This window comes from Listeria kieliensis (genome assembly GCF_003369925.1).
In the GTDB taxonomy this organism is placed as follows: domain Bacteria; phylum Bacillota; class Bacilli; order Lactobacillales; family Listeriaceae; genus Listeria; species Listeria kieliensis_A.
In genome coordinates this window covers 538,828-564,149 of record NZ_LARY01000001.1, presented here as the reverse complement: position 1 = coordinate 564,149, position 25,322 = coordinate 538,828, and the positions used below count along the sequence as shown (strand labels likewise).

The 25,322-nt window shown below is 41.9% G+C and carries 26 protein-coding genes; 6 read left to right on the top strand and 20 right to left on the bottom strand.

Going from position 1 to position 25,322, the window contains the following annotated elements:
* Positions 1–57: 57 nt before the first annotated feature.
* From UR08_RS02880 to UR08_RS02850, 6 genes are all read right to left on the bottom strand, one after another.
* Positions 58–1,344: a solute carrier family 23 protein gene (locus UR08_RS02880; RefSeq protein ID WP_115752153.1), complete on the bottom strand. Its 1,287-nt coding sequence runs from the start codon at positions 1,342–1,344 to the stop codon at positions 58–60.
* Between the two features lie 155 nt (positions 1,345–1,499).
* The gene (pyrR, locus tag UR08_RS02875; RefSeq protein ID WP_115752152.1) at positions 1,500–2,048 is read right to left on the bottom strand and encodes a bifunctional pyr operon transcriptional regulator/uracil phosphoribosyltransferase PyrR; all 549 of its coding nucleotides are present in this window, start codon (positions 2,046–2,048) and stop codon (positions 1,500–1,502) included.
* A 179-nt stretch (positions 2,049–2,227) separates the two neighbouring features.
* A complete protein-coding gene (locus tag UR08_RS02870) occupies positions 2,228–2,758 on the bottom strand; it encodes a P-loop NTPase family protein (protein WP_115752151.1) in 531 nt (176 codons plus the stop codon).
* A gap of 276 nt (positions 2,759–3,034) precedes the next feature.
* Positions 3,035–3,940 carry an RluA family pseudouridine synthase gene (locus UR08_RS02860; protein ID WP_115752149.1) on the bottom strand — a complete coding sequence of 302 codons (906 nt, stop codon included), beginning with the start codon at positions 3,938–3,940 and terminating at the stop codon, positions 3,035–3,037.
* 5 nt (positions 3,941–3,945) lie between these two features.
* Positions 3,946–4,404, bottom strand: coding sequence for a signal peptidase II (lspA, locus tag UR08_RS02855; RefSeq protein ID WP_115752148.1), 459 nt, complete (start codon positions 4,402–4,404; stop codon positions 3,946–3,948).
* A 64-nt stretch (positions 4,405–4,468) separates the two neighbouring features.
* Complete coding sequence (locus UR08_RS02850) at positions 4,469–5,761, bottom strand: NCS2 family permease (protein ID WP_115752147.1); 1,293 nt, start codon at positions 5,759–5,761, stop codon at positions 4,469–4,471.
* 147 nt (positions 5,762–5,908) lie between these two features.
* Here UR08_RS02850 and UR08_RS02845 point away from each other — a divergent pair, with 147 nt between their 5' ends.
* Positions 5,909–7,255 carry an MATE family efflux transporter gene (locus tag UR08_RS02845; RefSeq protein WP_115752146.1) on the top strand — a complete coding sequence of 449 codons (1,347 nt, stop codon included), beginning with the start codon at positions 5,909–5,911 and terminating at the stop codon, positions 7,253–7,255.
* A 35-nt stretch (positions 7,256–7,290) separates the two neighbouring features.
* On the opposite strand, the gene UR08_RS02840 is transcribed toward UR08_RS02845, so the two are convergent.
* From UR08_RS02840 to UR08_RS02790, 11 genes are all read right to left on the bottom strand, one after another.
* A complete protein-coding gene (locus tag UR08_RS02840; RefSeq protein ID WP_115752145.1) occupies positions 7,291–8,787 on the bottom strand; it encodes a lmo1851 family serine protease in 1,497 nt (498 codons plus the stop codon).
* A 133-nt stretch (positions 8,788–8,920) separates the two neighbouring features.
* Complete coding sequence (locus tag UR08_RS02835) at positions 8,921–9,184, bottom strand: metal-sensitive transcriptional regulator (RefSeq protein WP_115752144.1); 264 nt, start codon at positions 9,182–9,184, stop codon at positions 8,921–8,923.
* 73 nt (positions 9,185–9,257) lie between these two features.
* A complete protein-coding gene (locus tag UR08_RS02830) occupies positions 9,258–10,085 on the bottom strand; it encodes a M15 family metallopeptidase (RefSeq protein WP_115752143.1) in 828 nt (275 codons plus the stop codon).
* Between the two features lie 32 nt (positions 10,086–10,117).
* Positions 10,118–10,816, bottom strand: coding sequence for a purine-nucleoside phosphorylase (gene deoD / locus UR08_RS02825; protein WP_115752142.1), 699 nt, complete (start codon positions 10,814–10,816; stop codon positions 10,118–10,120).
* A gap of 22 nt (positions 10,817–10,838) precedes the next feature.
* Entirely contained in the window at positions 10,839–11,069 is a 231-nt protein-coding gene (locus tag UR08_RS02820; RefSeq protein WP_115752141.1) for a YozE family protein, read from the bottom strand.
* A gap of 68 nt (positions 11,070–11,137) precedes the next feature.
* The gene (locus tag UR08_RS02815; protein WP_115752140.1) at positions 11,138–12,034 is read right to left on the bottom strand and encodes a Gfo/Idh/MocA family protein; all 897 of its coding nucleotides are present in this window, start codon (positions 12,032–12,034) and stop codon (positions 11,138–11,140) included.
* A gap of 57 nt (positions 12,035–12,091) precedes the next feature.
* Entirely contained in the window at positions 12,092–12,529 is a 438-nt protein-coding gene (gene msrB, locus UR08_RS02810; protein WP_115752139.1) for a peptide-methionine (R)-S-oxide reductase MsrB, read from the bottom strand.
* 5 nt (positions 12,530–12,534) lie between these two features.
* Positions 12,535–13,068: a peptide-methionine (S)-S-oxide reductase MsrA gene (msrA, locus tag UR08_RS02805; RefSeq protein WP_115752138.1), complete on the bottom strand. Its 534-nt coding sequence runs from the start codon at positions 13,066–13,068 to the stop codon at positions 12,535–12,537.
* Positions 13,069–13,089: 21 nt separating this feature from the next.
* A complete protein-coding gene (locus tag UR08_RS02800) occupies positions 13,090–13,716 on the bottom strand; it encodes a YpmS family protein (RefSeq protein WP_115752137.1) in 627 nt (208 codons plus the stop codon).
* Between the two features lie 11 nt (positions 13,717–13,727).
* Complete coding sequence (locus tag UR08_RS02795) at positions 13,728–14,534, bottom strand: SGNH/GDSL hydrolase family protein (RefSeq protein ID WP_115752136.1); 807 nt, start codon at positions 14,532–14,534, stop codon at positions 13,728–13,730.
* Between the two features lie 17 nt (positions 14,535–14,551).
* On the bottom strand, positions 14,552–15,394 hold the full coding sequence (locus UR08_RS02790; protein ID WP_115752135.1) for a DegV family protein: 843 nt from the start codon (positions 15,392–15,394) through the stop codon (positions 14,552–14,554).
* A 128-nt stretch (positions 15,395–15,522) separates the two neighbouring features.
* On the opposite strand from UR08_RS02790, the gene trhA reads away from it, so the two are divergent.
* The 5 genes from trhA to UR08_RS02760 all read left to right on the top strand — a co-directional run bounded on the left by trhA (position 15,523) and on the right by UR08_RS02760 (position 21,992).
* Positions 15,523–16,155: a PAQR family membrane homeostasis protein TrhA gene (gene trhA / locus UR08_RS02785; RefSeq protein ID WP_115752134.1), complete on the top strand. Its 633-nt coding sequence runs from the start codon at positions 15,523–15,525 to the stop codon at positions 16,153–16,155.
* Between the two features lie 170 nt (positions 16,156–16,325).
* Positions 16,326–16,949 (top strand): transcriptional regulator CcpN, encoded by a 624-nt coding sequence (gene ccpN, locus UR08_RS02780; RefSeq protein WP_165849937.1) that lies wholly within the window; start codon positions 16,326–16,328, stop codon positions 16,947–16,949.
* Between the two features lie 13 nt (positions 16,950–16,962).
* Positions 16,963–17,772: a pyruvate, water dikinase regulatory protein gene (locus tag UR08_RS02775; RefSeq protein ID WP_115752133.1), complete on the top strand. Its 810-nt coding sequence runs from the start codon at positions 16,963–16,965 to the stop codon at positions 17,770–17,772.
* A gap of 25 nt (positions 17,773–17,797) precedes the next feature.
* Positions 17,798–20,437 (top strand): pyruvate, phosphate dikinase, encoded by a 2,640-nt coding sequence (gene ppdK / locus UR08_RS02770; RefSeq protein ID WP_115752132.1) that lies wholly within the window; start codon positions 17,798–17,800, stop codon positions 20,435–20,437.
* Positions 20,438–20,618: 181 nt separating this feature from the next.
* Positions 20,619–21,992, top strand: coding sequence for an L-cystine transporter (locus UR08_RS02760; protein ID WP_115752130.1), 1,374 nt, complete (start codon positions 20,619–20,621; stop codon positions 21,990–21,992).
* 15 nt (positions 21,993–22,007) lie between these two features.
* Here UR08_RS02760 and UR08_RS02755 read toward each other — a convergent pair whose 3' ends face one another.
* The 3 genes from UR08_RS02755 to UR08_RS02745 form a co-directional block, all read right to left on the bottom strand.
* Positions 22,008–22,988, bottom strand: coding sequence for an aromatic acid exporter family protein (locus UR08_RS02755; RefSeq protein ID WP_115752129.1), 981 nt, complete (start codon positions 22,986–22,988; stop codon positions 22,008–22,010).
* 65 nt (positions 22,989–23,053) lie between these two features.
* The gene (locus UR08_RS02750) at positions 23,054–23,677 is read right to left on the bottom strand and encodes a DedA family protein (protein WP_115752128.1); all 624 of its coding nucleotides are present in this window, start codon (positions 23,675–23,677) and stop codon (positions 23,054–23,056) included.
* A 129-nt stretch (positions 23,678–23,806) separates the two neighbouring features.
* Entirely contained in the window at positions 23,807–25,300 is a 1,494-nt protein-coding gene (locus UR08_RS02745) for a phosphohexomutase domain-containing protein (RefSeq protein WP_115752127.1), read from the bottom strand.
* Positions 25,301–25,322 lie beyond the last annotated feature (22 nt).

The window sequence follows — 25,322 nt, the reverse complement described above, 5'->3', positions numbered from 1 at the left end:
TTTTAATTTAGTTAATAAAACGCCTCTTTTAGAAGGTCTAAAAGAGGCCATATAAACTCACTCCGCGTTCTTTTTCTCAGGAATAATCAAGTTGAGAATAATCCCAACGACTGCTGCCATCGCCATTCCAGTGATTTTCACTGAATTGATTTGAACGAAGAAGCCGCCGATTCCGATAACAAGGACAACGGATGTAATAATTAAGTTACGATTGATGTTTAAATCAATTTTGTTGTCAACCATCATTCGAAGTCCACTTGATGCGATAACTCCGAAAAGCAAGAAGGAAATTCCGCCAAGCACTGCTTGTGGAACGGAAGTAATGACTGCATTGATGTAGCCGATAAAGCCGAACAAAATCGCAAACACTGCGGCACCGCCAATCACGAACACGCTGTAGACTCGTGTAATCGCAAGCACGCCGATGTTTTCCCCATAAGTTGTAACTGGAGGTCCTCCTACAAGAGAAGCGATAATCGATGCGGTCCCATCTCCAAGTAGTGAACGGTGTAAGCCCGGGTCTTTAAAGAAGTTACGATTAGTTATCTTATTTAAAACGAGTTGGTGCCCCATGTGCTCAGCCATTGTGACAAAAGCAAGTGGCGCCATACTGATAATGACAGTTAAAGTCACGACTGGATCAGCATCTAGAAACGGAATCGTGAAGTCTGGAATTTGGAACAAACTTGCTTGTTTAACAAGCGAGAAATCAACAAGTCCGAACGGAATACTCGCGATGTAGCCGATGAAGAAGCCGAAAAGAATCGGAACAAGTCCAAGAAATCCTTTGAAAAAGATCATCGCGATAATGGCTGCAGCAAGTGTGATCAATGCGACCGCGACTGAACGAAAACTATAGTCTGCCATGTTAGCACTTGTTCCCATCGCCATGTTAGCTGCACTTGGCGCTAAGCTAAGCCCGATAACCATGATCACTGGGCCCACTACGACTGGTGGTAAGACTTTTTGGATCCAGTCAACGCCTGCATAATAAACAATCAAGGAAACGATGGCGTAAACGACCCCAACCGAGAAAGTTCCGACCATAACGGAACCTGGTGAATGTTCTTCCATGATGAACATGGTAAGCGGCTGAATAAAGGCAAACGATGAGCCTAAATAAGCAGGAATCTTCCCACGCGTGATGAGTAAGTAAGCAAGGGTTCCAAGTCCGCTTGAAACAAGGGCCACCCCTGGACTCATCCCTGTTACGCTTGGTACAAAAATCGTGGAGCCAAACATCGTGAAAAGATGTTGAATGCTTAAAATAATCCAGCGATGTAAAGCCGGTTTCTCATGAATATCTAGTACTGGTTTTGCAGCTGTGTTTTGCTGTTCTGTCATTATAAATTCTCCCCTCTACAAAAAAACTCTTCGCAATAATTTGCGAAGAGTTTATAAATCCCCCAAAGAAAAGTAAGCTGAGCTTTCTTTGAAAAACGGATGCACTCTTCGCTAGCCTCTCTGGACTGCAATTAAAAAGTGTTGTTATACAATTTTTATGGTTTTAAGATAAAGACAGCATCTTCTGTTCCGTCAACTTCTTCCAAGTGGACTTCGATGCGTTCCCCTTTGGAAGTAGGGACGTTTTTGCCGACAAAATCTGCTCGGATCGGTAACTCCCGATGTCCGCGGTCAGCTAGAACTGCCAAACTGATTTGGTCTGGTCTGCCAATATCCATCAGCGCGTCCATTGCGGCACGCACTGTTCTGCCAGTGTAAAGTACATCGTCAACTAGCACAACGCGTTTTCCTTCAAGTGAAAAAGGAATTTCTGAACCATTTACGGATGGCTCTTTTGTTGTTTCATTTTTGAAGCTCAGATCGTCCCGGTAAAGTGCGATATCAACACTTCCAATTGGTACGTCAGTCCCTTCAATTGAATCAATCCGATCTTTAATTCGTTTCGCTAGATAAATCCCACGAGTCTTAATTCCGATGATTGCTAAATTCTCAACACCTTTATTTCGTTCAAGAATTTCATAGCTCACTCGCGTAAGTGCTCGCGTAATCGCTGCTCCGTCCATCACAACAACTTGATTAGTCATCAGGAACCTCCTCTTAGATACAAAAAAACCTTTGCCACAGTGGCAAAGGATATAGACGTATCTCACGAATTAAAATGGAGAACATTCTCCAAAATGAGCGTATACCTTTTCAGCCTCTCTGGACTACATTTAAAGGATCTTTTCAATTGACTTAAGCTTACCTGAAAATGAAGTGGCTGTCAATCCTTTTCCGTCATTTTTTTCGAAAGCGAGTCTTTTAGATGCTCCAAAAGGGGTTCAAGTTCTGTTTCATCTTGAATGCAGATATAGTGATTTGAATCGCGTTCTAGCATCTCCAAAAAGGCAGGCCGATTCTTTTCAAATGCTTTTGTCCAGCGATACATCGCTTGAAGCATTTTTAAATTGGATGAATAATGACTTTTTTCAAGTCCCCATTTTTGCTTGAGGTAACGCCTCCAGATGCGCTTTTTTCGGAGCGCAAGCGGTGGATCTAAAAAAATGACCCAATCTGCTAAGCGAAATAAATCGTGATAAGATTCCCTATAAGTCCCTTCCACAATCCAGTTTCCTGCTTTATCCATCTCTTTAATCTCGTGCCACTGTTCTTTTTTCGAGCGCTTGAAACGGTCTTCTTTTGGGCCATGAACAAAAATATCAAGTTCAAAATACGGAATTCCAAGCTCTTGCTGCCATTTTCTTGCAAGAGTTGTTTTTCCACTTGCAACAGAACCAATCATCCAGATTTTCATGATTTTCCCCTTCTTTCATTGCTAAATTCAGCGCATCGTGTTATCATCCAGATATTGTTTTAGAAAAGGAGGAATGGCTAATGTCGAAATCGACTGCCAAAAAAAGGCGTGAGAAACGGGTTCGCGAAGGATTCCTTAATCCAGAAATAAAGCGAAGTCCCTACGCGTCACTTGATTTACGAACGCGCGCAACGAAAACTAAAAAAGATGCTTTGTACCAAATGAAGCATAAAAACCATTCTTTTAATGAGGAAAAGAATGGTTTTTTATTTGATTTTATTTTTCGCGTAGCTGCTTTAAGGCCGCCTCAAAGTTTTCTGGTAGTGGGGCTTTAAAATGCAAAGCCTCCCCTGTTCTTGGGTGAAGGAAGCCTAATTCGCTTGCGTGCAGAAACTGCCCGTTTCCTGCAAGTGTATTTTTAGGTCCATATTTCGGATCGCCTGCAAGCGGATGTCCGATATACTTCATGTGAACTCGAATTTGGTGCGTCCGTCCCGTGTCGAGCTCGCACTTCACAAGGGTGTAATCGCCAAAGCGTTCGAGCACTTCAAAATGAGTGCGTGCTTCTTTTCCATCTGCTACAACGGCCATTTTTTTGCGGTCTTCTTTTGCTCGGCCAATTGGCGCTTCAATCGTTCCTTTTTGGTGTTTGATATCGCCGTGAACGAGCGCAAGATAAATCCGGTCACTCGTTTTGGCTTTCAATTGTTCAGAAAGTGACTCATGCGCCGTATCATTTTTCGCCACCATCAACAAGCCAGACGTATCTTTATCGATTCGGTGCACGATGCCAGGACGAATAACGCCATTAATTCCTGAAAGGTCTGTACAGTGGTAAAGTAATGCATTGACAAGTGTCCCCGTGCTATGACCAGCTGACGGGTGCACAACCATGCCCTGCGGTTTATTCACAACGAGCACGTCCGCATCTTCATAGTAGATATCAAGCGGAATATTTTCAGGCGAAACTAAAAGTTCTTCTGGCTCTTCGATTTCATAGCTCAGCTCGTCACCCGTTTTCACCTTGTAATTTGCTTTCGTTTTTTCACCGTTCACAAGAACCGCTTGTTTTTTTATCAACATTTGAACGAGCGAGCGGCTTTCACCTGTCAAAGTTGAAAGTGCCTTGTCCAAACGTTCCCCGTTTAAATTTTCTTCAACTTGCACGTTTTTTTTAGTCATTCGATTTACCCTTTCGTTTTCCGGTCATCTAAAACAATATAAATCAGCATCAAAACAACACCAATGGAAAGTGCTGCATCTGCTAAATTGAAAATTGGAAAATGATAACTTCCCCAAACAGTGGAAACAAAATCCACTACTTCTTTATGCAGAATCCGGTCGATAAAGTTTCCCAATGCTCCGCCTAAAATAAGCGCCAAACTAATAGAAAAAAGCGGCTTACCTTTGGCATATTTCGCCATAATATAAATAATCGCAACAGAGACCACAATCGTAATAATATAAAACAACCACATTTTGCCTTCTAAAATACTCCATGCAGCACCATTATTCCGGTAACTGAGCCAATATAAAAATCCTGGTATCACTGTGATTTTTTCGCCAATTTCCATCTGCGAAATCACGACCCACTTTGTCGCTTGGTCTAAAACAAGAACAAGCAGTGTGATCAAATAATAATACATAAAAGTGTCCCTCTTTTCAAAAGAAAGGCTGCTCCGCTTGATTCGGGCAGCCTTTCAAGTAGTGTTATATCCATTGTATGATAAACTGCAGCAAAAATAAAGCGGCAATCACATACAAGATGCGTGGTACTTTTTCTTTGCGTTTCACAAACGCATTTAAAATAGGATAGGCGATGAAGCCAACCGCAATTCCATCTGCAATGCTATACGTAAACGGAATGAAAACAATGATTAAAAGCGAGGCAAAAATATCGGCTTCGTTTTCAAACTTCATTTCGCGTACTTCTTGCACCATTGACATGCCGATCACGATCAAAATCGGGGCAACTGCGCTTCCCGGAATGATCGCTAGAAATGGCATCAAGAAAAAAGCGGATAAAAATAACAATCCCATTGTAACAGATGCTAGGCCTGTTTTTGCGCCACTAGCAGACATCGATCCGCTTTCAAGCGCAGAAACCGTCGGGCTTGTCCCACAAATTCCGGAAAGGAAAACCATGACAGAACTTGTCTGAAGCACCTTTCCCAGTCGTTCTTCGTGCCCGAGTTGACGGGTTTGACCAAATGTCAGGCCAACCGTCTCAAACACAACGACCATCGTAAGTGAAAAGACACCGCTCCAAAACGCTACATCCGCAATCCCGCTAAAATCCATTTGCATGAAAACTTTTTTTAACGGTTCAAAACTTAGCGAAGCAGCGCCTGTAAACTTGCCACTAACGCCAAATAAATAGCCGATCCCTGTTCCGAGCAATAGACTCATTAAAAACGCACCTGGAACTTTCCGGATAACAAGAATCAGCGTCACAAGAAGCGTAACAAGCGTCGCGAGGACAAACTTGTCATTTAGTGCCCCAAGTTCCAAGATGGCATGCGATCCGCGAACAATGACTTTTCCTTTTTCTAGTCCAAGAAAAATAAGAAATAGCCCAAGTCCAACTGTGATCGCTTGCTTCAAAACGAGCGGAATCGCCTCGTTCAGCATCCGAGCAAGCGGCGTAAAGGCCAGCAGGATAAATAACACGCCAGACACGCAGACAACGGCCAAAGCTTGTTCAAATGACAAGCCAGCACCTTGAACGAGACTGTAAGTGAAAAGGGCATTGATCCCCATGCCGGGCATTAAAATCAGCGGCAAATTTGCCCAAAAACCCATTAAAAGACAGCCAAGCGCAGAAACCAAAATGGTCGCAAGCGCCACGCCTTCATAGTTCATACCGGCTTCCTTTAAAATGGAGCTATTAACCGCGATAATGTAAACGACTGTAAAAAAGCCGATGACGCCTGCCAAAAGCTCTTGCTTGATCGAAGCTTTTTCTTCCGTCAGTCCAAAAATTCGATCGAGTTGTTTCTTCATGAATAACCTCTATATGAAATTGTCCCTCTCCCAACCCACAAGGATACGCCTTGTCACGGCTTCCCATTATAACAGAAAAATAGTGAAAAGTAAATTGCCCCAAACTCGTCTTTCTATGCTATAATTCTTGCGTTAGGAGGGAAATTCATGCAACAAGCAAGCAGTTATTTCGACAAATGGAAGCAATTTTTCATCATCTTTTTTCCCATTGTCATCACGCAGTTAGCTCTTTTTTCCATGACTTTCTTCGATACAACCATGAGCGGGCATTATTCAAGTACGGCGCTTGCCGGCGTTGCAATCGGAAGCTCGCTTTGGTCGCCTATTAATGCGAGTTTGACGGGATTTCTCATGGCGATTACACCGATCATTTCGCAACTGATTGGCGCTAAGCAAGATAAAAAAGTAAAAGCGACCGTACATAACGGAATTTATGTAGCTCTCACGATTGCGATTATTTTGATACTCGTCAATCTCTTTTTAGTTCCACTTCTTTTAACGCATATGCACTTAAATGCAGAGGTTGCAGCAACGGCAAGGCATTTTTTAACCGGGATTTCAATCGGACTTCCAGCCTTTTTTCTGTCAGCTGTATTGCGTTCTTTTATTGATTCTCTTGGTTTGACGCGCGTTAGTATGGTGATCACGCTCACCACTGTACCCATGAACATTTTACTAAATTACCTTCTTATCTTTGGGAATTTTGGATTCCCCGAACTTGGAGGCGCTGGTAGTGGCTATGCAACAGGCATCACTTACTGGCTTGTTTTGATCGTATCGATTCTACTCATTGAAACGCACCGGAAAATTCGTCACTTCCAAATTTTCAGTAAGCCAGCCGCTGCTTCCTTCCAAAAAATCAAAGAAATCCTTACGATCGGTATCCCAAACGGGCTAACGATTTTATTTGAAACCGGGATTTTTTCTGCCGTCACAATTTTGATGAGTCGCTTCGGGACGGATATTATCGCAGCTCATCAGTCAGCAAATAGTGTCAGTACGCTCCTCTATGCTTTCCCGCTTAGCATTGCGAGTTCGCTCACGATTCTTGTTGGTTTTGAAACAGGCGCAATGCGTATTGAAGGAGCCAAAACTTACCGGCATATTGGGATGATCACGGCGATTTCCATTGGCACATTAAATGGAACTTTGCTCTTCTTTTTCAGGGAACAAGTGGCGGGCTTTTATTCGAATGAGCATGACTTGATTCTCTTAATTACACATTTTCTCCTTTATGCCATTTTGTTCCAGTTCGCCGATGCAGTCCTCTCGCCAGTACTTGGCGCACTTCGCGGCTATAAAGATGTGGCGATCACGTCCGTTGTCGCGTTTATCTCTTACTGGATCGTCGGGCTTCCTGTTGGCATTTTCTTATCTTATAGTACACTCGGAGCTTATGGGTTTTGGATTGGCCTAAGTACAGGACTTTTCACTGCTGCTTTTATTCTTTCCATCCGCGTTCGCTATACTGAGAAAAAATTACGTGTTTCTTAAAAAATCCCTTTGGACCAGTGTCCAAAGGGATTTTTTCATTTCACCATTTCTTTTGCAGCATTTAATTGTGGATCATTTTCTTTCAGCTGCTTACGAATTTGTTCAATCAATTTATCCGTTGTTTTTCCGGTCATCACACCAGTCGGTTCCAGTCCATTTGCACTTTGGAAGCGCTGAACCGCATACGCTGTTTCACTATCATACAGTCCGTCCACTTTCCCGACATTATAGTCGAGCGCTCGAAGAAGTTTTTCAACTACTTTGACTTGATCACCAAAATCGCCTTCTTTCAGTTTAGCGTCACTTGAAGGAACTGTTAGAGTGGCATAATCTGGCATGCTGATCACTTTATCCGGAGTAAGACCTTTCTTATTTATCCAAGTCCCATCAGGTGTTAGCCATTTAGCAACCGTTAGTTTAAGCGTTGAACCATCATCAAGCGTTTGTGCCGTTTGAACAGTGCCTTTACCAAATGATTTCGTTCCAACAAGTTTGACATTTCCGGATTCACTAGCGGCGGCTGCTAAAATTTCAGAAGCGCTAGCACTTCCATCATCAATGAGCATTGTCGTTGGCACTTTCACTTTGTAATCATCATTGACCGAACTATCGGCTGTAGCCGCTGACTTATCTCCATTTCGGTCTTCTTCTTGCACGATCACTTTGCCGTCTGGAACAAACATGTTAGAAATCGCGATCGCTTGGTCAAGTAAACCACCTGGATTTCCGCGTAAGTCTACAACAAGTCCTTTCATACCTTTTTTATCTAACTCTTTCAAGGCTTTCAGGAATTCTTCACCAGTTTTTTCTGAGAAGGTGCTGATAGTCACATGTGCAATTTTATCACTGCCCATTTCTTTATAGACCGTCTCAACTGGGATTTCAGCACGAGTTAATTTAAATTCCATCGGTTTTTCTACACCATCACGTTCAACCGTAAGCGTAACTGTCGTCCCTTTTTCACCGCGAATTTTTTTAATCGCTTGGTTCGTCGTCTGTCCTTTAATCGACTTCCCATCGACTTCTGTAATCCGGTCACGTGGCTTCATTCCAGCTTTTTCAGCTGGCGAATTTTTAATTGGCGAAACGACAATAATGTGTCCGTCTTCTTCACCAATTTCAGCCCCGATTCCTTCAAAGCTTGAACTGATCGTGTCATCAAATTCTTCGGATTCTTTTTTCGTCATGAAGGCAGAGTAAGGATCATCAAGTGAAGCGATCATTCCACTAATGGCTCCTTCCGCTAAATTCGCCGAGTCTGTCTTCTTATAATAATTTTTCTTGATAGCGTCGTAAGCATTATAAAGTTTTGTAAATTCCTTCCGTTCTGGAATGGAAACTTTTACTTGTTTATCATCACCAAGTGACATCACAATCGTCGTGACAAGAGCCGTTACAAATACAAAGCCGAAAAGAAGCATAATGAACGGAAATAAGCGCATTCGGACGTATTTGCTATTTACTTGTTTCTTGCCCGTCTCTTCTTTTTCTTTGTCTTGTTGTTCCTCACCATTTTGTGGGTTTTGATCCATCCACATTCACCACTTTCTATCTAGGTCCAAAGATCTTTTAAAATCACTTTAACTCTATCATTTTAACAGTTTTCGGCGCCGAATGGTATCCTTTTTCATGAGAATTCAATGAGAATCTTCAACCATCCCTCCGTTATCCTTTCGTAATCTGCCGAACGAGCGCCATAAGCTCGTCTGCACGCACACGTTCTTCCTTTGCTTCTATCGCCTCAAAATTTCGTATTTCCTCTTCCAAAACGGCAAGTCCAACTTTTTTAAGAGCCTCGCGTGCTGCAGCAAGCTGCGTTAAAATTTCCTTTGCGGCACGCTCCGTTTCGATCATCTGCTCTAAACCGCGAACCTGTCCCTCAGCCCGCCGCAAGCGATTGACGAGTGCTTTTTTCTCACTTGCTTCCATTTTTTTCAACTCCTTACAAGAAACCGCAGTATTCACTAAAAAACTGTCTTTTCTCTCGAAAAGACAGTCCTAGTTATGCTTTCTCGGCTTTTTTTAACTTGTCATCTAAAAGCTTCACATGTTCAAAAAATTCTTCGAGCGTCCAATTATTTTTATAAATAATCGTAGCTGCTTCTTTCCCGACATAGCGGAAATGCCAAGCTTCGTATTCATACTTCGTAATCTTTTCTTTCCCAGCTGGATAGCGCAAAATAAAGCCGTACTTGTGGGCATTTTCCTTTGCCCAAGTCCCTTCCGCTGTTTCACCAAATGCAGCCGATAATGCTAAACCTGCACTTTTCGCCGACATGTCCATCGCAAGCCCCGTTTGGTGTTCGCTTGTTCCAGGGACTGCAACCGCCTCGCCAGCTTTTTCTTTGCCTTTTGCGTTTACCTCAGCTTGGTAAACCTCTTCTTGTCGACTATAGGAACGATAACCTGAAACCGCATAAAGTTCGTATCCAGCATCTTTTGCGCCCTTAAACATCTCTTCAAGTGCATCCCCTGCTGCTTTTCTCATTTTTGCTTTTTCAATATCTGCATTTCCAAAAGAAAATTCCACATTAGGACGAACTAGATCACTCGGAATATAAGTCGATTGCATCAAATAATCCTTATTGGCTAAAATAAGTAAATTTGCTTCGTTTTCAATGTACGCTGTGCCGTTTCTTTCTACAAGTTTATTTTGCTTAGAGATAAACGGATAAAGCGGATCTTTCTTTAGTTTAGCCACTTCGCTAGTAGTCGATTTTTGCGTTACTTTTTGTGACTTATTTGAATTTGCTTGATGATTTCCATCATCTTGTACAGTTTGAACCACTGAAAGTGCAATGGCAAACGCAACTGAAATTATCGTATTCATCTTAGAACCTCATGCCTTTCCATTTTGAAAACTTATAGCGCTGCTTCAAGCGCCACTTCTATCATATCACCAAAAGTGGTTTGCCGCTCAAGCGCTGTTGTTTCTTCCCCTGTTAAAATGTGATCACTGACTGTAAGAATAGCAAGTGCATGTCGCCCGTATTTTTGAACAAGCGTGTATAGCGCTGCTGCTTCCATTTCAATGCCAAGTACGCCATAATCCGCCAGTTGCTTTTTGTCCAGTTCATCATTATAAAAACGATCCGAAGAAAAAACATTCCCCACTTTTAGCGAAAGTCCTTTACGCGTCCCCGCCTCATACGCTTTTTTCAGCAAATCAAAGTCAGCCACTGGAGCAAAATCAACACCTGGAAAGGTATTTTGATTGATTTTTGAATCCGTTGAAGCCGCTTGAGCAATCACAACATCGCGGACTTTTACGTCTTTTTGCAGCGCGCCCATCGTCCCCACACGAACTAATTTTTTCACATCATAGCTTTGAATAAGCTCATTCACATAAATCGAAATTGAAGGAATCCCCATCCCGGTTCCCATAACAGAAACACGTTTTCCTTTATAGGTTCCCGTATAACCAAGCATGCCTCGAACCTCGTTAAATAAAACAGGCTCTTCAAAAAAAGTTTCAGCAATATATTTAGCCCGAAGCGGATCCCCTGGAAGCAAAATCGTTTCAGCAATTTCTCCCGGTCCAGCTGCAATATGTACACTCATGAAATCAAATTCCTCCTTCATTTTAACGATTTTTTTCTTCGCTAAGTAAATATTCGTCATATAATTCATCAAATAGCGCCATTCCATTCAAATACGGCGCATTTAGTTCTAAATAGTCGCTCAGTACATGGTAGCTTTTCGCTTGTTTCGGAAAACTATGATCTTTATAGGCCGCATTAGCAAATTGCGTTTTAGGATCGCGTTTTTCCGGATCACGATACGTCATTAAAAAATGATAGAAAGTCCGTCCCATAATTCTCCTCCAACTTGTTTTTCATGTTCTTACTATAGAGGATTTTTTTTAAAACGTAAAGTCAGGCTTTACAACGCGTTTAAAATTTCTTCACAGAGTTCGTGAGTAGAAAGCGCATCTTGTTCTGCAATTGGTAACTTCTGACCATTTTTCACCGCTTCTAAAAATGCACTTACAATCTGGACAAAGCCACGTTTATAAAGTGTTTTTTCCCAATCTGGGAACCGTTCCAAACGTTTTACAATTCCCGTCCCAGCTTCAATCTCCTGCAAATTCGATACCGTGTATTTGCCGGTACTTGTGAGCACTTCTACTTTTTCCTCACTCACGCCACTATTCCGGTTCATAATCGCTGTTGCCACTTTCTCATTCCCACTAAACTGCACTGTCAAACTTTCTAACAGCCCTTCGCGAAAAACAGGAAAAATTTGAAAAGCCTCTACCTTCCCATCCAGTAAAAAACGAATCGTGTCCACTACATGAATAAAATCATCATAAATAAAAGTACGCGGTTCACCCATACTATCTGCTCGATTTTTCTGCATCACGATCATGTTGGCATTTTCAAGCTGTTTTAGCTCTTGATAATACGGAGCAAAGCGTCGGTTGAAACCAGTCATGAGCGGAACTTGCAAGCGTTCTGCAAGTGCAGTAAGTTCCCGAGTTTCTTCAATCTGATCAGAAATCGGCTTATCCACATAAACCGCAATCCTAGCTTCAATAAAGGGTTTTATCATCTCTGCATGGCTTTGTGTCGAACTATGTACAAAAACGGCTTCAACACCCGCTTCAATCACAGATTCAATCGAAGTATGTGTTTCCTTAAAACGATATTTCTTTTGTAAATGCTTAAGTTTCTCTAGATTTCGTGTGTAAAGATGCACTTCAAGCTCTTCCATTTCTGCAAAAACCGGTAAATAAGCCTTTTGAGCAATCCCGCCAAGGCCAACAATAGCTACTTTCATTTTGAGCTTCCTCCTTAAAAAAGGCTCTTCGGACACATCCAAAGAGCCTATCCATTTTTATGAAAAGAGTACGCGATATTTGCCGTATCCTTCTGTTTCAAGATCTTCTGCGGGAATAAATCGAAGTGCTGCTGAATTGATACAATAACGAAGTCCGCCTTTATCGCTTGGTCCATCTGGAAAAACATGCCCAAGATGGGAGTCAGCATTTTTAGAACGCACTTCCGTCCGCCGCATGCCGTGACTATCATCAAACTTTTCTAGAATCTCAGCCTCATCAATCGGCTTTGTAAAACTAGGCCAGCCACACCCCGCGTCATATTGATCCGTGGAAGAAAAAAGTGGCTTCCCAGAAACAACATCCACATAAATCCCTGGCTTCACATTATCAAAATACTTATTTTGAAATGGTGTTTCTGTCGCGTTTTCTTGTGTCACCTTGTATTCCAAATCTGAAAGTTCTTGTAAACGTTCTGCTTTTGTTTTTTGATCCATTGCCCTCATCCTTCCCAGTGATTTTGGATAAATTGATCTCTTCCAGAACCACGACGATAGCCTTCATAATGCATTTTTTCCTTTTTATAAAAATCTTGATGATAATCTTCTGCTGGATAAAAAGTACTTGCAGGAACTACTTCCGTCACAATTGGCTTTTTAAAACGACCACTTGCGTCCAAATCTTTGACCGCTTGTTCAGCAATTTGTTTCTGTTCTTCATTATGATAGAAAATCGCTGGCCGGTAAGAACTACCGCGATCTACAAATTGTCCATTTGGATCGGTTGGATCCGTTTGCTCGAAGTAAACTTGAACTAATTTCCCATAAGGAAACACTTCAGGATCGAACGTGATTTCCACAGCTTCCGCGTGGCCTGTATTTCCACGGCAAACTTCTTCATAAGTTGGATTTTCTGTTGTTCCGCCCGTGTAGCCGGAAACAACTTTCAAAATACCAGGTTGCGTGTCAAATGGCTTTACCATACACCAAAAACAGCCTCCTGCAAAAGTTGCTTTTTCTAATTTTTTATCAGTCATTTACGTCACCCCTGTCTCCGTTTAATTAACGGGTACTAAAAGTGTAAACGAAATGTCGTCTTTCTTCAAATCAAGTGCATCGGCACGGACTTTGGTGTCACCTTTTAGCTTCAATTTATTTAAATCCAGATAAATCTCTTGCTTTTTAGGAATGACCGTAACCCACTTTGGAAATTTATAGGTTTTATTCACAAAACTCATAACATAAGAAACCGGAAGCGGTAAAGCTCCAACCGCCATGTCTTTTAATTTCAAAACGACATCGCCATTTTTCTTAACCGACGGAGAAAATATCAATTTCATTTGAATCGGCTCATCAAAAATCTTAGCTTCTGCCTTAAAAATCACATTGTTCGCTACATAGACATCATAACCAATATCTTCATCGTCACTAAAATCATCAATATAGGTCTGAATCAGCTTATTTAAGTCTGCTTTTGAAGTGCTCGTTGAAAATTCAACATTTTTGTGGTTGCTTTTAATTGCAGGAGTTGGTTCTTCTGTTGGATTAAGCACAAAAATAGATAGATAAATCCAACCAAAAAAACCTGCAATTATCAAGAACAACGCTAGACAAACCCATTTCCAAAAATTAATTTTCCGTTTTAATTCTTGTTTTTCATCACTTCTTGTTTGTTGTTCCGCCAAACGAATTCACCTTACTCTTTCTTTTTAGGAATATTTCCCGCATCTAGCTCTTTTATAATCGTTTCATCAAGCTTATGCGCGATTTTTTCATACCCTGTATGATTCGGATGGAAATAATCGTCCGAGAGAAGCGGATTAGGTTTGTCGTGATTTTTTTTATCGCGATTTTCAATCAGCTGTGCAATCGGAACAAAGTAAGCATTTTTTTGCTCTTTAATAAAGGCACGTGAACTCGCATTCCAGTTCGAGATCACTTCATCAAACTGCTTGATTTGACTAAAATAAGTCGTATATGGATTATAAATTCCAACGAGGAATATCGGAGCATTCGGGTTATTTTCTCGAATTAATGTGAAGACTTCCGTCAAATTTTTTTGGAAGTTTTTCTGCGCTTTCGTAAAATCAGAAACTTTGACATCCAGTAGTTTCGATTGAAGAACTTTCATCACATCGTTTCCACCGATTGTAATTGTAATGACGTTTGCTTTTTGAACGGCATTTTGAAATTCAGGCTCTGTTTTCAAGCGTTTTAAAAGCTGATCACTTCTATTTCCAGAAACACCATAGTTCTTCGTTGTGACATTTTTTACTTCTTGATGCCGAGCAAGCGATTTATCTAAAATGCCAACATAGCCGCCAGCTTTCTTTTCATCACCGTCACCTTCTGTAAGCGAGTCCCCCATTGCAACAAGTGAAATCGGTGTTTTTTCTTCTTCTTTTTTTTGATCCAGATAGTCTTTTAACCATAACCCACCAAAAATGATAGCTAGAAGGATCAAAGCGGCAACTAGTAAAACAAGTAATCTTTTTTTCTTCATCTTTCTGTATCCTCACTTTATTCCGTGTAGTACATGACAGCAAAAGCACCATTACCAGCATGTGTCGCTACAACAGGATCGGCATCAAAAATCGGGATCGAGGACATGCCAAGCAATTTTTTGGCGGCTTCTTGAAAAGCTTCGGCCATTTGTAAGCCATTTGCGTGTTCGACGTCCAGTGCTACCAGTTTTCTTTTTTCAGCCCCAACAAGTTCGAGCAAGTAGTTCAAAATTTTCTTGTTACTTCTTACTTTCGCCGTTTCTTCCAGTTGTCCTTCTTTTAATTCCGCAATCAATTTAATATTTAATAGACTTCCTAGAAGACCTTGAACGCGTCCAACTCGTCCGCCTTTAATCAAGTTTTCAAGTGTGACGACAACGATATAAAGCTTCGTTTTCGAGCGAATTTCTTCCATGCGTTGTTTGATTTCAGCCATAGAGTAACTACCAGATTGTGCCATTTTCGCTGCTTCAAGTACTTGAAACGCTTGACCACGTGCAATAAAATTCGTATCGACGACTTCCACTGTTCCTGTCGTCATCTCAGCTGCTTGCCTTGCTGTATTCACAGTTCCACTCAATTTTTCAGTTAAATGAATCGAAAGCACTTCATAGCCTTCCGCAATATACTTTTCATACAGCTCGACAAATCGTCCAAGTGGTGGCTGAGAGGATTTCGGTAATTGTTTCGAGTCACGCATCAGTTCCATAAAAATTTCAGGTGTTAGTTCGTTTAAGGGATCATATGTCTTTCCGTCTACTTCTACAGAAAGCGGAAGCACTTCAATTCCAAACTTTTCTGCTTCTTCTTTTGAAAGACAAGCCGTTGAATCCGTAACAATTTTAATTTTTTTAGTCATTTGGTCACATCCAATTTATTTGATACCCTCTATTATAACAGTTTCACCGCTAGAAAGATAAGAAAATTCTTTCCTTTCTTTTCCTTTTAGCGTATCATGGAAGTAACTTTAACGAATCAGGTGATAAAATGAATCCAAGTGTTTACCGCTTCAAAGAAGAACTTGCAAATTCGATCACGCATGGGATTGGCTTTTTACTGAGTATCCCAGCGTTTATTTTTTTAATTCTATACAGCGTTTCTAAAAATGATCCTTTGTACTTAACAAGCTTTTTAATTTATGGAATTTCGCTCATGCTCCTTTATTTATGTTCAACGCTTCTTCACAGTTTTAAACCCTCAAAAGTGCGCCGCTTTTTTAACATCCTAGACCATGCCTCGATTTATTTACTAATCGCTGGCTCTTACACCCCTTTTGCACTCATCACTTTAAAAGGCCCGCTCGGCTGGACGCTTTTCGGTGTCATTTGGGGACTCGCAATTTTGGGCATTCTTTACAAAATCTTTTTCCTAGAAAAATGGCGGATTTTGTCTACTATCGTCTATGTGATCATGGGCTGGCTAGTGCTCCTTGGCATTAAGCCACTCTATGCAGGACTCAGTCCATCCGGCTTTTTCCTACTCCTTACAGGAGGAATCATGTTTACAATCGGAGCTTTGCTTTACAGTTTCCCGAAAATCCCCTACATGCATGCCATTTGGCACTTATTCGTCATCATGGGGACAACCTTCATGTATTTCTGTATTTTATTTTATGTTTAACAAAAGTCAGGACTTCTTCCTGGCTTTTTTGTATAGACCAATTCAAGTTTTCCCTTTAATCCCCTTCATTCCAACCACCATACCGATTTTTAATAGTATGACACATTTAAGACTTGATTTTAAATGTGTCATACTATATAATTTCCGTGTAACCTATTTCCAAGAAGGAAGTGATTCTTATTCAACTTTCAGAACGTCAACATGCGATTATGGCGTTTGTAAAAAAGAATGAGCCAGCCACTGGGGATCAAATTGCGCGTTTCCTGAAACTAACGCGTGCAACGATTCGCTCTGATCTTGCCGTTTTGACTATGACTGGCATTTTGGATGCACGTCCCAAAGTCGGCTACTTTTACTCTGGGCTAGAAAAAAATCCCGGTTTGTTCGAAGACATTCGCAATTTAAAAGTCAGCGAAGTGATGACCCATCCGATTCTTGTTCCGAAAGAAATGAGTGTCTATGATGCGATTGTTCAACTATTTTTAGAAGACTCTGGTAGCCTCTATGTTGCAGAAAAAACACGTCTTATCGGACTTGTAAGCCGTAAAGATTTGCTTAAAAGTACGATTGCTGGTTCAAACACGAAAGAAACGCCGATTGCCACCATTATGAGTCGGATGCCTAATTTATTAACGGTGAAAAAAACAGATCCTATCTTGGATGCTGCCCTTTCGATTGTGAGGCATCAAGTGGATTCACTTCCTGTTGTTGATGCTGAGGATCAAATTATCGGCAAGCTATCCAAATCGAGTATTGTAGAACTTTTTGTCACCACTTTGAAAGATGAAATTTAGCAGGAGGGAAATTATGAAGCAACCTGTTGTCATTTATGTAATTTCTGATGCGATTGGAGAAACGGCTCAGCATACCATTCGAGCCGTCACCGCTCAGTTTGATTTTAACGAACAACCAGATATCCGACGGCACGCTTTTATTCGTGATGAAGCAGCTTTACTTGAAACTTTAGAGGAAGCGAAAGTAGCGGATGGGATTGTCGTTCAGACTCTCGTTAATTCTAAACTTGCTCGTTACGCTAAATCTTATTGTGAGCATGAAAAAATCGCCAATATTGATTTACTTACCCATCTGACGGAAGCCATTGAAATGAAAACGGGACTCCATTCAAAAGAAGATCCGGGAAATATGCGCCGACTTGATAACGCTTACTTCGACCGGATTGCTGCTATCGAATTTGCGGTCAAATATGATGATTGCAAGGACCCGCGAGGCTTGCTTGAAGCGGATATCGTTCTTGTCGGGGTTTCAAGGACCAGCAAAACGCCACTCAGTAGCTATTTAGCCAATCAAAATTTTAAAGTCGCAAACGTCCCTCTTGTCCCCGAAATCCCTTTGCCTGAGGAACTATTTAAAATCCCTGCAAACAGGATTATCGGGCTCACCACAACACCAGAAAAATTAGGACGGATTCGCCGTGTTCGGCTTCGGTCCATGGGGCTTGATGAAATGAGTAACTATTCAAGCGATCGCCGCATTCTTGAGGAATTAGAGTATGGCTATGAGACGTTTAAAAAGTTGAAATGCCGTGTTATTCACGTGGAAGATAAGGCTATTGAAGAAACTGCTGCCCTTGTGCAAGAAATGATTCAAGCAAATTAAAAATCTATTTATTGAGGTGAAGACAGTGAGAAAATTTGTTTACCAATTTAGTGAAGGTTCAAAAGACATGAAAGTACTTTTAGGAGGAAAAGGAGCCAATTTAGCTGAAATGACTAATATTGGTTTGCCTGTCCCTCCAGGTTTTACAATTGGAACAGATGCTTGTAAAGATTACAACGAAAATGATCAAACGCTATCTGAAGAAATTTTTGAAGAAGTCTTAACTCACTTAAAATTGCTTGAAGAAAAAACAGGCAAACAATTTGGGTCAAATGAAAATCCACTTCTCGTTTCTGTCCGCTCTGGGGCCCCTGTTTCAATGCCTGGAATGATGGACACGATTTTAAATCTTGGTTTAAATGACAAGGCGGTTCAAGGAATGATTCATCAAACTAAGGATGCTCGTTCATCGCTTGACTCCTACCGTCGTTTCATCCAAATGTTCGGGGATGTTGTAAGAGGAATTCCTTCTTATAAATTTGAAGAAGCCCTATCGCTTATTAAAAAGCAAAAAGGCTACGCACAAGATACTGAACTGACACCGGATGATCTTGAAAAACTTATTACCACTTACCAGGAACTCTATCTCGAACATGGATCCGAGCCTTTCCCGCAAGACCCGCTTACGCAACTTCGGCTCGCGGTTCAATCGGTTTTTGATTCCTGGATGAACCCCCGTGCTGTCGTTTATCGCCGGCTGAATGATATTGATCCTAACTTTGGAACCGCTGTCAATATCCAGGCTATGGTATTCGGCAACACCGGAAATAAAAGTGGCACAGGGATTGCTTTTACGCGGAACCCCTCCACTGGTGAAAAAGCTGTCTTCGGCGAATTTCTGATCAACGCCCAAGGTGAGGATGTCGTCGCGGGGATAAGAACACCGGAGGATATTTCCAAGCTTAAAAGCCATTTGCCTGATGCTTATCATGAGCTGATGGGCACCTGTGAGCTTCTTGAAAATCATTACTTAGACATGCAAGACATTGAATTTACGATTGAAAAAGAAAAACTCTTCGTCTTGCAAACTCGAAATGGGAAACGGACGGCCCAGGCTTCGGTTCAAGTCGCGGTAGACCTTGTCCATGAAGGAAAGATCAGTCGTGATGAAGCGATTAAACGCATTGATACCAAACAAATCGATCAACTGCTCCACCCCACTTTCGAGAAAAAAGCGCTTGAAAAAGGAGAAGTACTTGCAACTGGGCTTCCTGCAAGTCCTGGTGCAGCATCTGGAAAAATTTACTTTGACGCGAGTGAAGCTGTGGCAGCGGCTGATTTGGGTCAAAAGGTAATTCTCGTCCGGAATGAAACCTCTCCTGAGGACATCGAAGGGATGGCAAAAAGTGAAGCGATTCTGACAGCACATGGTGGCATGACATCGCACGCGGCTGTTGTTGCTCGCGGAATGGGAAAATGTTGTGTTGCCGGCTGTTCAGAAATTGACATCAACGAAAAAGAAAAAACTATTGTGACGAATTCAGGCATCACGCTACGTGAAGGTGATGCGGTTTCACTGGATGGATCAACTGGAAAGGTTTATCTGGGCGAAATTCTTTTGACAGAAGCGGAAATCGGTGGCCACTTTGATGAACTCATGGAATGGGTGAACGAAGTGAAGCAGCTTGATATTCGTGTTAACGCAGACACACCGAATGACTTGTTAACTGCGATTCATTTCGGGGCGGAAGGCATTGGTCTTTGCCGCACGGAGCATATGTTTTTCCATGAAGAACGCATCGCTTATGTTCGTCAAATGATCGTAGCTGAAAGCTTAGAAGAAAGAAAGCGTGCACTCGCACATTTGAAAGAAATGCAGAAGGAAGACTTTATTCAACTTTTCCGCATCGCCAAAGGAAGACCTGTTAATATCAGACTCCTTGACCCACCTCTCCATGAATTTTTGCCAAAAGCAGAAAAAGATTTGGAAAGGCTTGCACAGGACACAGGTAAAACCCTTGCGGAAATTAAAAAACGCGTGAACGAGCTTGCGGAATCCAATCCTATGCTTGGTCACCGCGGTTGTCGTCTAGCTGTAACGTATCCAGAAATCTACAAGATGCAAGCTGAAGCGATTATGGAAAGTGCTGTTCAAATTCATGACGAGGGGCAAAAAGTCTTTCCTGAAATCATGATTCCACTCGTTTCTTCTAAAGAGGAATTAGCTTTTGTGAAGCAAGAAATCAAAGAGTCAGTTCAAGCGATTTTTGATCGTGAACGCGTTCTTCTTCCCTATGACATTGGTACGATGATTGAAATTCCACGAGCTTGTGTAACAGCTGATGAAATTGCCAAGGAAGCACAGTTCTTCAGCTTTGGTACCAATGACTTGACTCAGCTCACTTATGGTTTCTCGCGTGATGATGCTGGAAAATTCTTACCGAGTTACAGTGAACGGGGCATCCTAGAAACAGATCCGTTCCAAACGCTTGATACGGCTGGTGTGGGGGCACTGGTCGAGATGGCCGTTTCTCGCGGTCGAATGGCCAATCCAAACATGAAAATGGGAGTTTGCGGCGAACATGGTGGGGATCCACGCTCAATTCACTTCTTCCATAAACTGGGATTGAAGTATGTTTCTTGCTCGCCTTTCCGGGTTCCAATTGCTCGCCTTGCTGCGGCACAAGTTGTTTTGGAAGAGCGGGAACAGTTACAAAAAGTCTAATCGGATTCAAAAAACGTTCATGCGCTTTAATGGCGCATGAACGTTTTTTTCTGTCGTCTTTTTCTCCAATCTCTTCTTCTTAAATTTTTTCAAATCAAAAGATTGACTTTTAGTCTGAAGCCCTGTATTCTTATATCTGATAAATCTTATCGGATTAATAAGTTTAAAAGGGGGAGTAAGCTTGAGTACTGCTTTTGTCATACTAAATTTAGTTGTTGCACTTTTTATCATTGGTCTTTTCATTTGGATGCAAAAACGCCACGTTTCTTTCTCGAAACGCGTTCTTCTAGCTCTTGCAGTTGGGATTGTCGCGGGATTCATTTTACAATGGATTTACGGGATGGGAAGTAGCGTTACGAAGGAAACGACGGACTGGCTCGGTATTGTTGGCGGCGGTTACGTTAAACTTTTACAAATGATTGCTATTCCACTTATTTTTATTTCGATTATCGCAGCTTTTACGCGACTCGAATTAAAGACGAATATCGCAAAAATTGGGATTTGGATTATTGGAACCTTGCTTGTTACAGCAGCAATTGCGGCTGTAGTGGGGATCGGAGCCGCTCTTCTTTTCCATTTGAATGCCGATCATATTTCACAAGGCTCCGTCGAGCTTTCTCGCGCGAAAGAACTTCAAGGTAGCTTAAAAGAAATGAGTGACGCGACACTACCAAGTCGCATTTTAGAATTGTTCCCTACTAACCCATTTCTTGACCTTACCGGAGCAAGAGCAACCTCAACGATTGCCGTTGTTATTTTCTCGGTTATTATTGGTATTGCTTTCCTTGGCGTAGAGCGAAAACAACCTAAGGAAGCGGCACTTTTTGCTCGTGGTGTCGATACGATTTATGCGATTGTACTTCGCATCGTTCGGTTGATTCTTCGTCTTACACCTTATGGCGTGTTTGCGATTATGACAAATACCGTAGCAACGAGTGATGCGACAGCCATTTTGAAACTCGGAAACTTTGTCTTAGCTTCTTATGCGGCTCTTATTACAATGTTTATCATTCATCTTTTGATCGTTTCCTTTACTGGACTCAGCCCGCTCACTTATCTGAAAAAGACATTCCCTGTCCTTACGTTTGCCTTCACATCAAGAACTAGTGCCGGAGCTCTTCCTATGAACATTGAAGCACAAAGAAGTCTTGGAGTCCCGAATGGAATCGCCAATTTCGCTGCTTCATTTGGCCTTTCGATCGGTCAAAATGGATGTGCCGGAATTTATCCAGCGATGCTTGCGATTATGATTGCACCAACTGTCGGCATTGATCCAACCTCTATTAGCTTTATTTTGACCGTTGTGGCCGTTGTGATGGTTAGTTCCTTTGGTGTTGCCGGAGTTGGCGGAGGCGCAACTTTTGCGGCAATTATCGTTCTCTCCACATTAAACCTCCCTGTTGGTTTGGCTGGTGTGTTGATTTCGATTGAACCACTAATCGACATGGGACGTACAGCTCTTAACGTCAGCGATAGCATGGTTTCAGGTATCGTAACAAGCAAAGCAACGAAAAACCTCGAAAAAGAACCTGAAGCCAAAGAAATAACCGCTTAAAAAAAAGAGAAAGTGTCACTCAGGCACTTTCTCTTTTTGCATTGTTTGAAATTCTACATAAAAATCACGTTTAATCTCTAAAAAATAGCGTAAATCATTCATAAACTGAAATAAAACGGCGCGATTTTCAAATTCTTCGCGAGAAACGGGAAGTTCACTTTTGCGAAAATCGTGCACCATCTTAGTGACGCCCATTACGAGCTCCTCAGCTGGATTATCTTCACTTAATTCGAGTGCCGTTTTCTCCGTTAAACGAGATAAGATTCGGCTTGGTTCGCTAACTCCTTGAAAGGCCGCCGAATGTCGCTTCATTTGCGTCAAAACGCGGAACTGAATCAGCCGCATATCAACATATTTTAGAAAATAAGGCGAGCTTTTTAAAAATGAATTTTCCATATTGCGCACGGCATTTTCTTCCAAATTTTGCAGTAACTGCTTGAGTTCATCAAACCTGTGATCGAGTTCTAAATAAGGCTCTTCTCCTCTCAGCCGCTGCGCCATAGAAAACAAGATTTGGCGCATTAAAAGCTCCACTTTTTTCTGATCTGCTCGGATTCCTCGATCAAGCTTCGGCATATATAAGTTCAGTAAAATTGCAATCCCAGCACCGACAATCATAAGTGCCATTTCGTTTACAAACCAGTGGAGCGCAAGCGATTTTTCTACTAAAATATGCGTAACAAGAACAGAACTCACAACGATTCCATCTGTGACTTTCAGTCGCACGGCAAGTGGAATGAAAAGAAGTAAATACAAGCCGAAACTGATGGCGTTATAGCCAAAAATCAAGAATAAAACGGCGGAAATGGATAGTGCTAAAACCGTTGAATAGACGCGCTGAATCGCGAGTAACAGTGAGCTTTTTTTGGTATTTTGTATGCTTAACACGGTAATCACACCTGCTGAAACCGCGTAATCTAACTTTAAAAATTCGGCAATAAGAATAGCAAGTGTTGCTCCAAACGCGGTTTTGAGCGTTCGCATCCCTAATTTCACAAGGCTTCCCCCTCCTTTTTCACATGAAAAATCTTGAAGACGAGGCTCCAAGATTGATCGTTCGTTTATTCATCACGGGCTTCTTGACGGCGCCGTTTTTTGATGAAAAGACCAAGAAGCACAGCTACACTAATGCCAATTCCCCAGTAAATAATCGTGCTAAAGGAATCAATAGCAGCAGCGGCTTTTCCGAATGATTCGCCGAGTAAAGCTCCAAGTCCAATTAAAATCGTATTCCAAATTAAGCTGCCGAGCGTTGTGAGCGTGAGGAAGCTTCGAAAAGGCATGCGCGCCATCCCTGCTGGAATAGATATCAGACTCCGAATCAGTGGAATCATTCGACAGAAAAATACAGATCGTCCTCCGTATCGTGCAAAAAAGGCGTCAGCTTTATCAATATCTGTTTCTTTTAAGCGTAAAATTTTCCCATATTTAGCTACGATTCGTTTAATTCGCTCTTTCCCAAAATAAAGTGAAATCGAATAGAGTAAAACCGCTCCAAGCACAGAACCAAATGTGGCTGCTACGATCACAAGCAAAAGATTCATTTGCGTAATCGTCGTCATGAAGCCACCAAATGTCAAAATCAGTTCAGATGGAATCGGTGGAAATAAGTTTTCAAGCGTAATCAAAACAAAAACGCCAAAATAGCCAAGTTCATTCATGACACTTGTTATCCAAGCTTCCATGGATTCACTCCTTCGAAAATCAAGTACTTACTTTATTTTTATCATACCGTAAATAAAACCAGTCCGCAAGTCATAACTAGAAAAAACTTTCTCGCTTTGCTTGCGTAGCAAAGCGAGAAAGTTTTTACGTTAAAAAGGAAGGACGAGTTTTGGATAGTCTTCAAAAAATGTGTGTAATTTTGCTTCTAATATTTCTAACGTCTCCTCTTGGTCTAACTCCATATTAAGCGGCATTACAGGTTCATGGAGGCTCATTCTTAAAAGCAGCCATCCTGAGCCACATTCATTTGAAAGATTGACACGAACCCCTTCGTAGTTTACTGGAACGAGTTCTAAACCAGCCGTTTCTTGGACAAATTGTCGAAAAGCAGTTAATACGTCTTCCCCATATGCTTTAAAATCATCAGCCTTGATTTGAATTCGAAATTCATGGCTTAAAGCAGGAACGACCAATTTTTCCGTCAAATCACTTAAATCACGATGTTGTTGCTTGAGCTTAGCATATTTCACGAGGATTTTAGCGACAAGATAAGCACCATCATCGAGAAAATAATTTTCTTTTAACGCGGCATGCCCGCTCACTTCAATGGCAAGCTCTGAATTTTCGCCGACTTCATTGAGACGAATCGCTTCATTAATCACATTGCGGTAGCCCCGTTTAAAGCGATGTTGCTTCCCGCCAAGATCCTGAATAAACGCTTCTAAGTGATTCGAAGTCGTCGAATCCGTCACAATTGTTGACCCTGGATGCGTTTCTAAAATGATAGCAGAGATGACTGCAATTAGAGCATTGCGGTTGAGGCTATCACCGAACTTATCAACAATCGCCGCTCGGTCCACATCCGTATCAAAAATAATTCCGAGATCCGCTTTATTCTCCAGAACAGCAGCGCGCAGACTTGCCATCGCTTCATCGTTATCTGGATTCGGGATATGATTTGGAAAATGCCCATCTGGATCAAGGAATTGGCTGCCGGTCGTATCCGCACCAAGTGGCTCTAGTACCTTGCTCGCAAAAAATCCCCCGGCGCCATTCCCGGCATCAACGACAATACGACTTCCAGCAAGCGGCTTCTCCCCGTTTCCTGCTTGGTCACGAATTTTTGCGACTAGATCAGCCGCGTATGTATCCATCAAATCAATTTTCTTCACTGATCCCGCTTGAGTTTGCGGAATGTCACTTTCACCGTTTTCTAGGATGAACTGAATATCTTCTTTTTCCGCACCGCCCGCTTTCGTAAACAGCTTGATGCCATTGTAAAAATAAGGCAAGTGACTAGCCGTAATCATGATGCCTGCATCCGCCTGAAAGTTTTCATACTGAGTCGCCATGAAAAGCGCTGGCGTTGTTGCAAGACCCGCATCTAAAATCGTGACACCACCTGCTTTTAAAACCGCCACTAACTGGGCTTTGATTCGCGCCGCAGAAAGCCTGCTGTCGTGCCCAATCGCGACTACTAACTTCTCGCTACTAGTCGTTTTTTTCTGTTGCAAGAAACGAAGGATGCCGCGTGCAATCTTCCCGAGCGCCTCATCGGTCAGTGTCATTTGATGCTCCTCAGTTTCTAGGCCAATTCCGCGAATATCTGATCCATTTTGCAAAGCTGAAAGTTCTGCTTCCATCCTAACCGCTCCTTTTCTATTT

Coding starts and splice junctions, on each gene's coding strand:
- UR08_RS02795 (WP_115752136.1), bottom strand. CDS start 14,534: ATGAAGAAAAAAAGATTACTTGTTTTACTAGTTGCCGCTTTGATCCTT.
- lspA (WP_115752148.1), bottom strand. CDS start 4,404: ATGTATTATTATTTGATCACACTGCTTGTTCTTGTTTTAGACCAAGCG.
- UR08_RS02850 (WP_115752147.1), bottom strand. CDS start 5,761: ATGAAGAAACAACTCGATCGAATTTTTGGACTGACGGAAGAAAAAGCT.
- UR08_RS02830 (WP_115752143.1), bottom strand. CDS start 10,085: ATGAATACGATAATTTCAGTTGCGTTTGCCATTGCACTTTCAGTGGTT.
- UR08_RS02860 (WP_115752149.1), bottom strand. CDS start 3,940: ATGACTAAAAAAAACGTGCAAGTTGAAGAAAATTTAAACGGGGAACGT.
- pyrR (WP_115752152.1), bottom strand. CDS start 2,048: ATGACTAATCAAGTTGTTGTGATGGACGGAGCAGCGATTACGCGAGCA.
- UR08_RS02775 (WP_115752133.1), top strand. CDS start 16,963: ATGAAGCAACCTGTTGTCATTTATGTAATTTCTGATGCGATTGGAGAA.
- UR08_RS02750 (WP_115752128.1), bottom strand. CDS start 23,677: ATGGAAGCTTGGATAACAAGTGTCATGAATGAACTTGGCTATTTTGGC.
- msrA (WP_115752138.1), bottom strand. CDS start 13,068: ATGACTGATAAAAAATTAGAAAAAGCAACTTTTGCAGGAGGCTGTTTT.
- UR08_RS02845 (WP_115752146.1), top strand. CDS start 5,909: ATGCAACAAGCAAGCAGTTATTTCGACAAATGGAAGCAATTTTTCATC.
- UR08_RS02815 (WP_115752140.1), bottom strand. CDS start 12,034: ATGAAAGTAGCTATTGTTGGCCTTGGCGGGATTGCTCAAAAGGCTTAT.
- UR08_RS02870 (WP_115752151.1), bottom strand. CDS start 2,758: ATGAAAATCTGGATGATTGGTTCTGTTGCAAGTGGAAAAACAACTCTT.
- UR08_RS02820 (WP_115752141.1), bottom strand. CDS start 11,069: ATGGGACGGACTTTCTATCATTTTTTAATGACGTATCGTGATCCGGAA.
- UR08_RS02745 (WP_115752127.1), bottom strand. CDS start 25,300: ATGGAAGCAGAACTTTCAGCTTTGCAAAATGGATCAGATATTCGCGGA.
- UR08_RS02880 (WP_115752153.1), bottom strand. CDS start 1,344: ATGACAGAACAGCAAAACACAGCTGCAAAACCAGTACTAGATATTCAT.
- deoD (WP_115752142.1), bottom strand. CDS start 10,816: ATGAGTGTACATATTGCAGCTGGACCGGGAGAAATTGCTGAAACGATT.
- UR08_RS02840 (WP_115752145.1), bottom strand. CDS start 8,787: ATGGATCAAAACCCACAAAATGGTGAGGAACAACAAGACAAAGAAAAA.
- trhA (WP_115752134.1), top strand. CDS start 15,523: ATGAATCCAAGTGTTTACCGCTTCAAAGAAGAACTTGCAAATTCGATC.
- UR08_RS02790 (WP_115752135.1), bottom strand. CDS start 15,394: ATGACTAAAAAAATTAAAATTGTTACGGATTCAACGGCTTGTCTTTCA.
- UR08_RS02835 (WP_115752144.1), bottom strand. CDS start 9,184: ATGGAAGCAAGTGAGAAAAAAGCACTCGTCAATCGCTTGCGGCGGGCT.
- msrB (WP_115752139.1), bottom strand. CDS start 12,529: ATGGATCAAAAAACAAAAGCAGAACGTTTACAAGAACTTTCAGATTTG.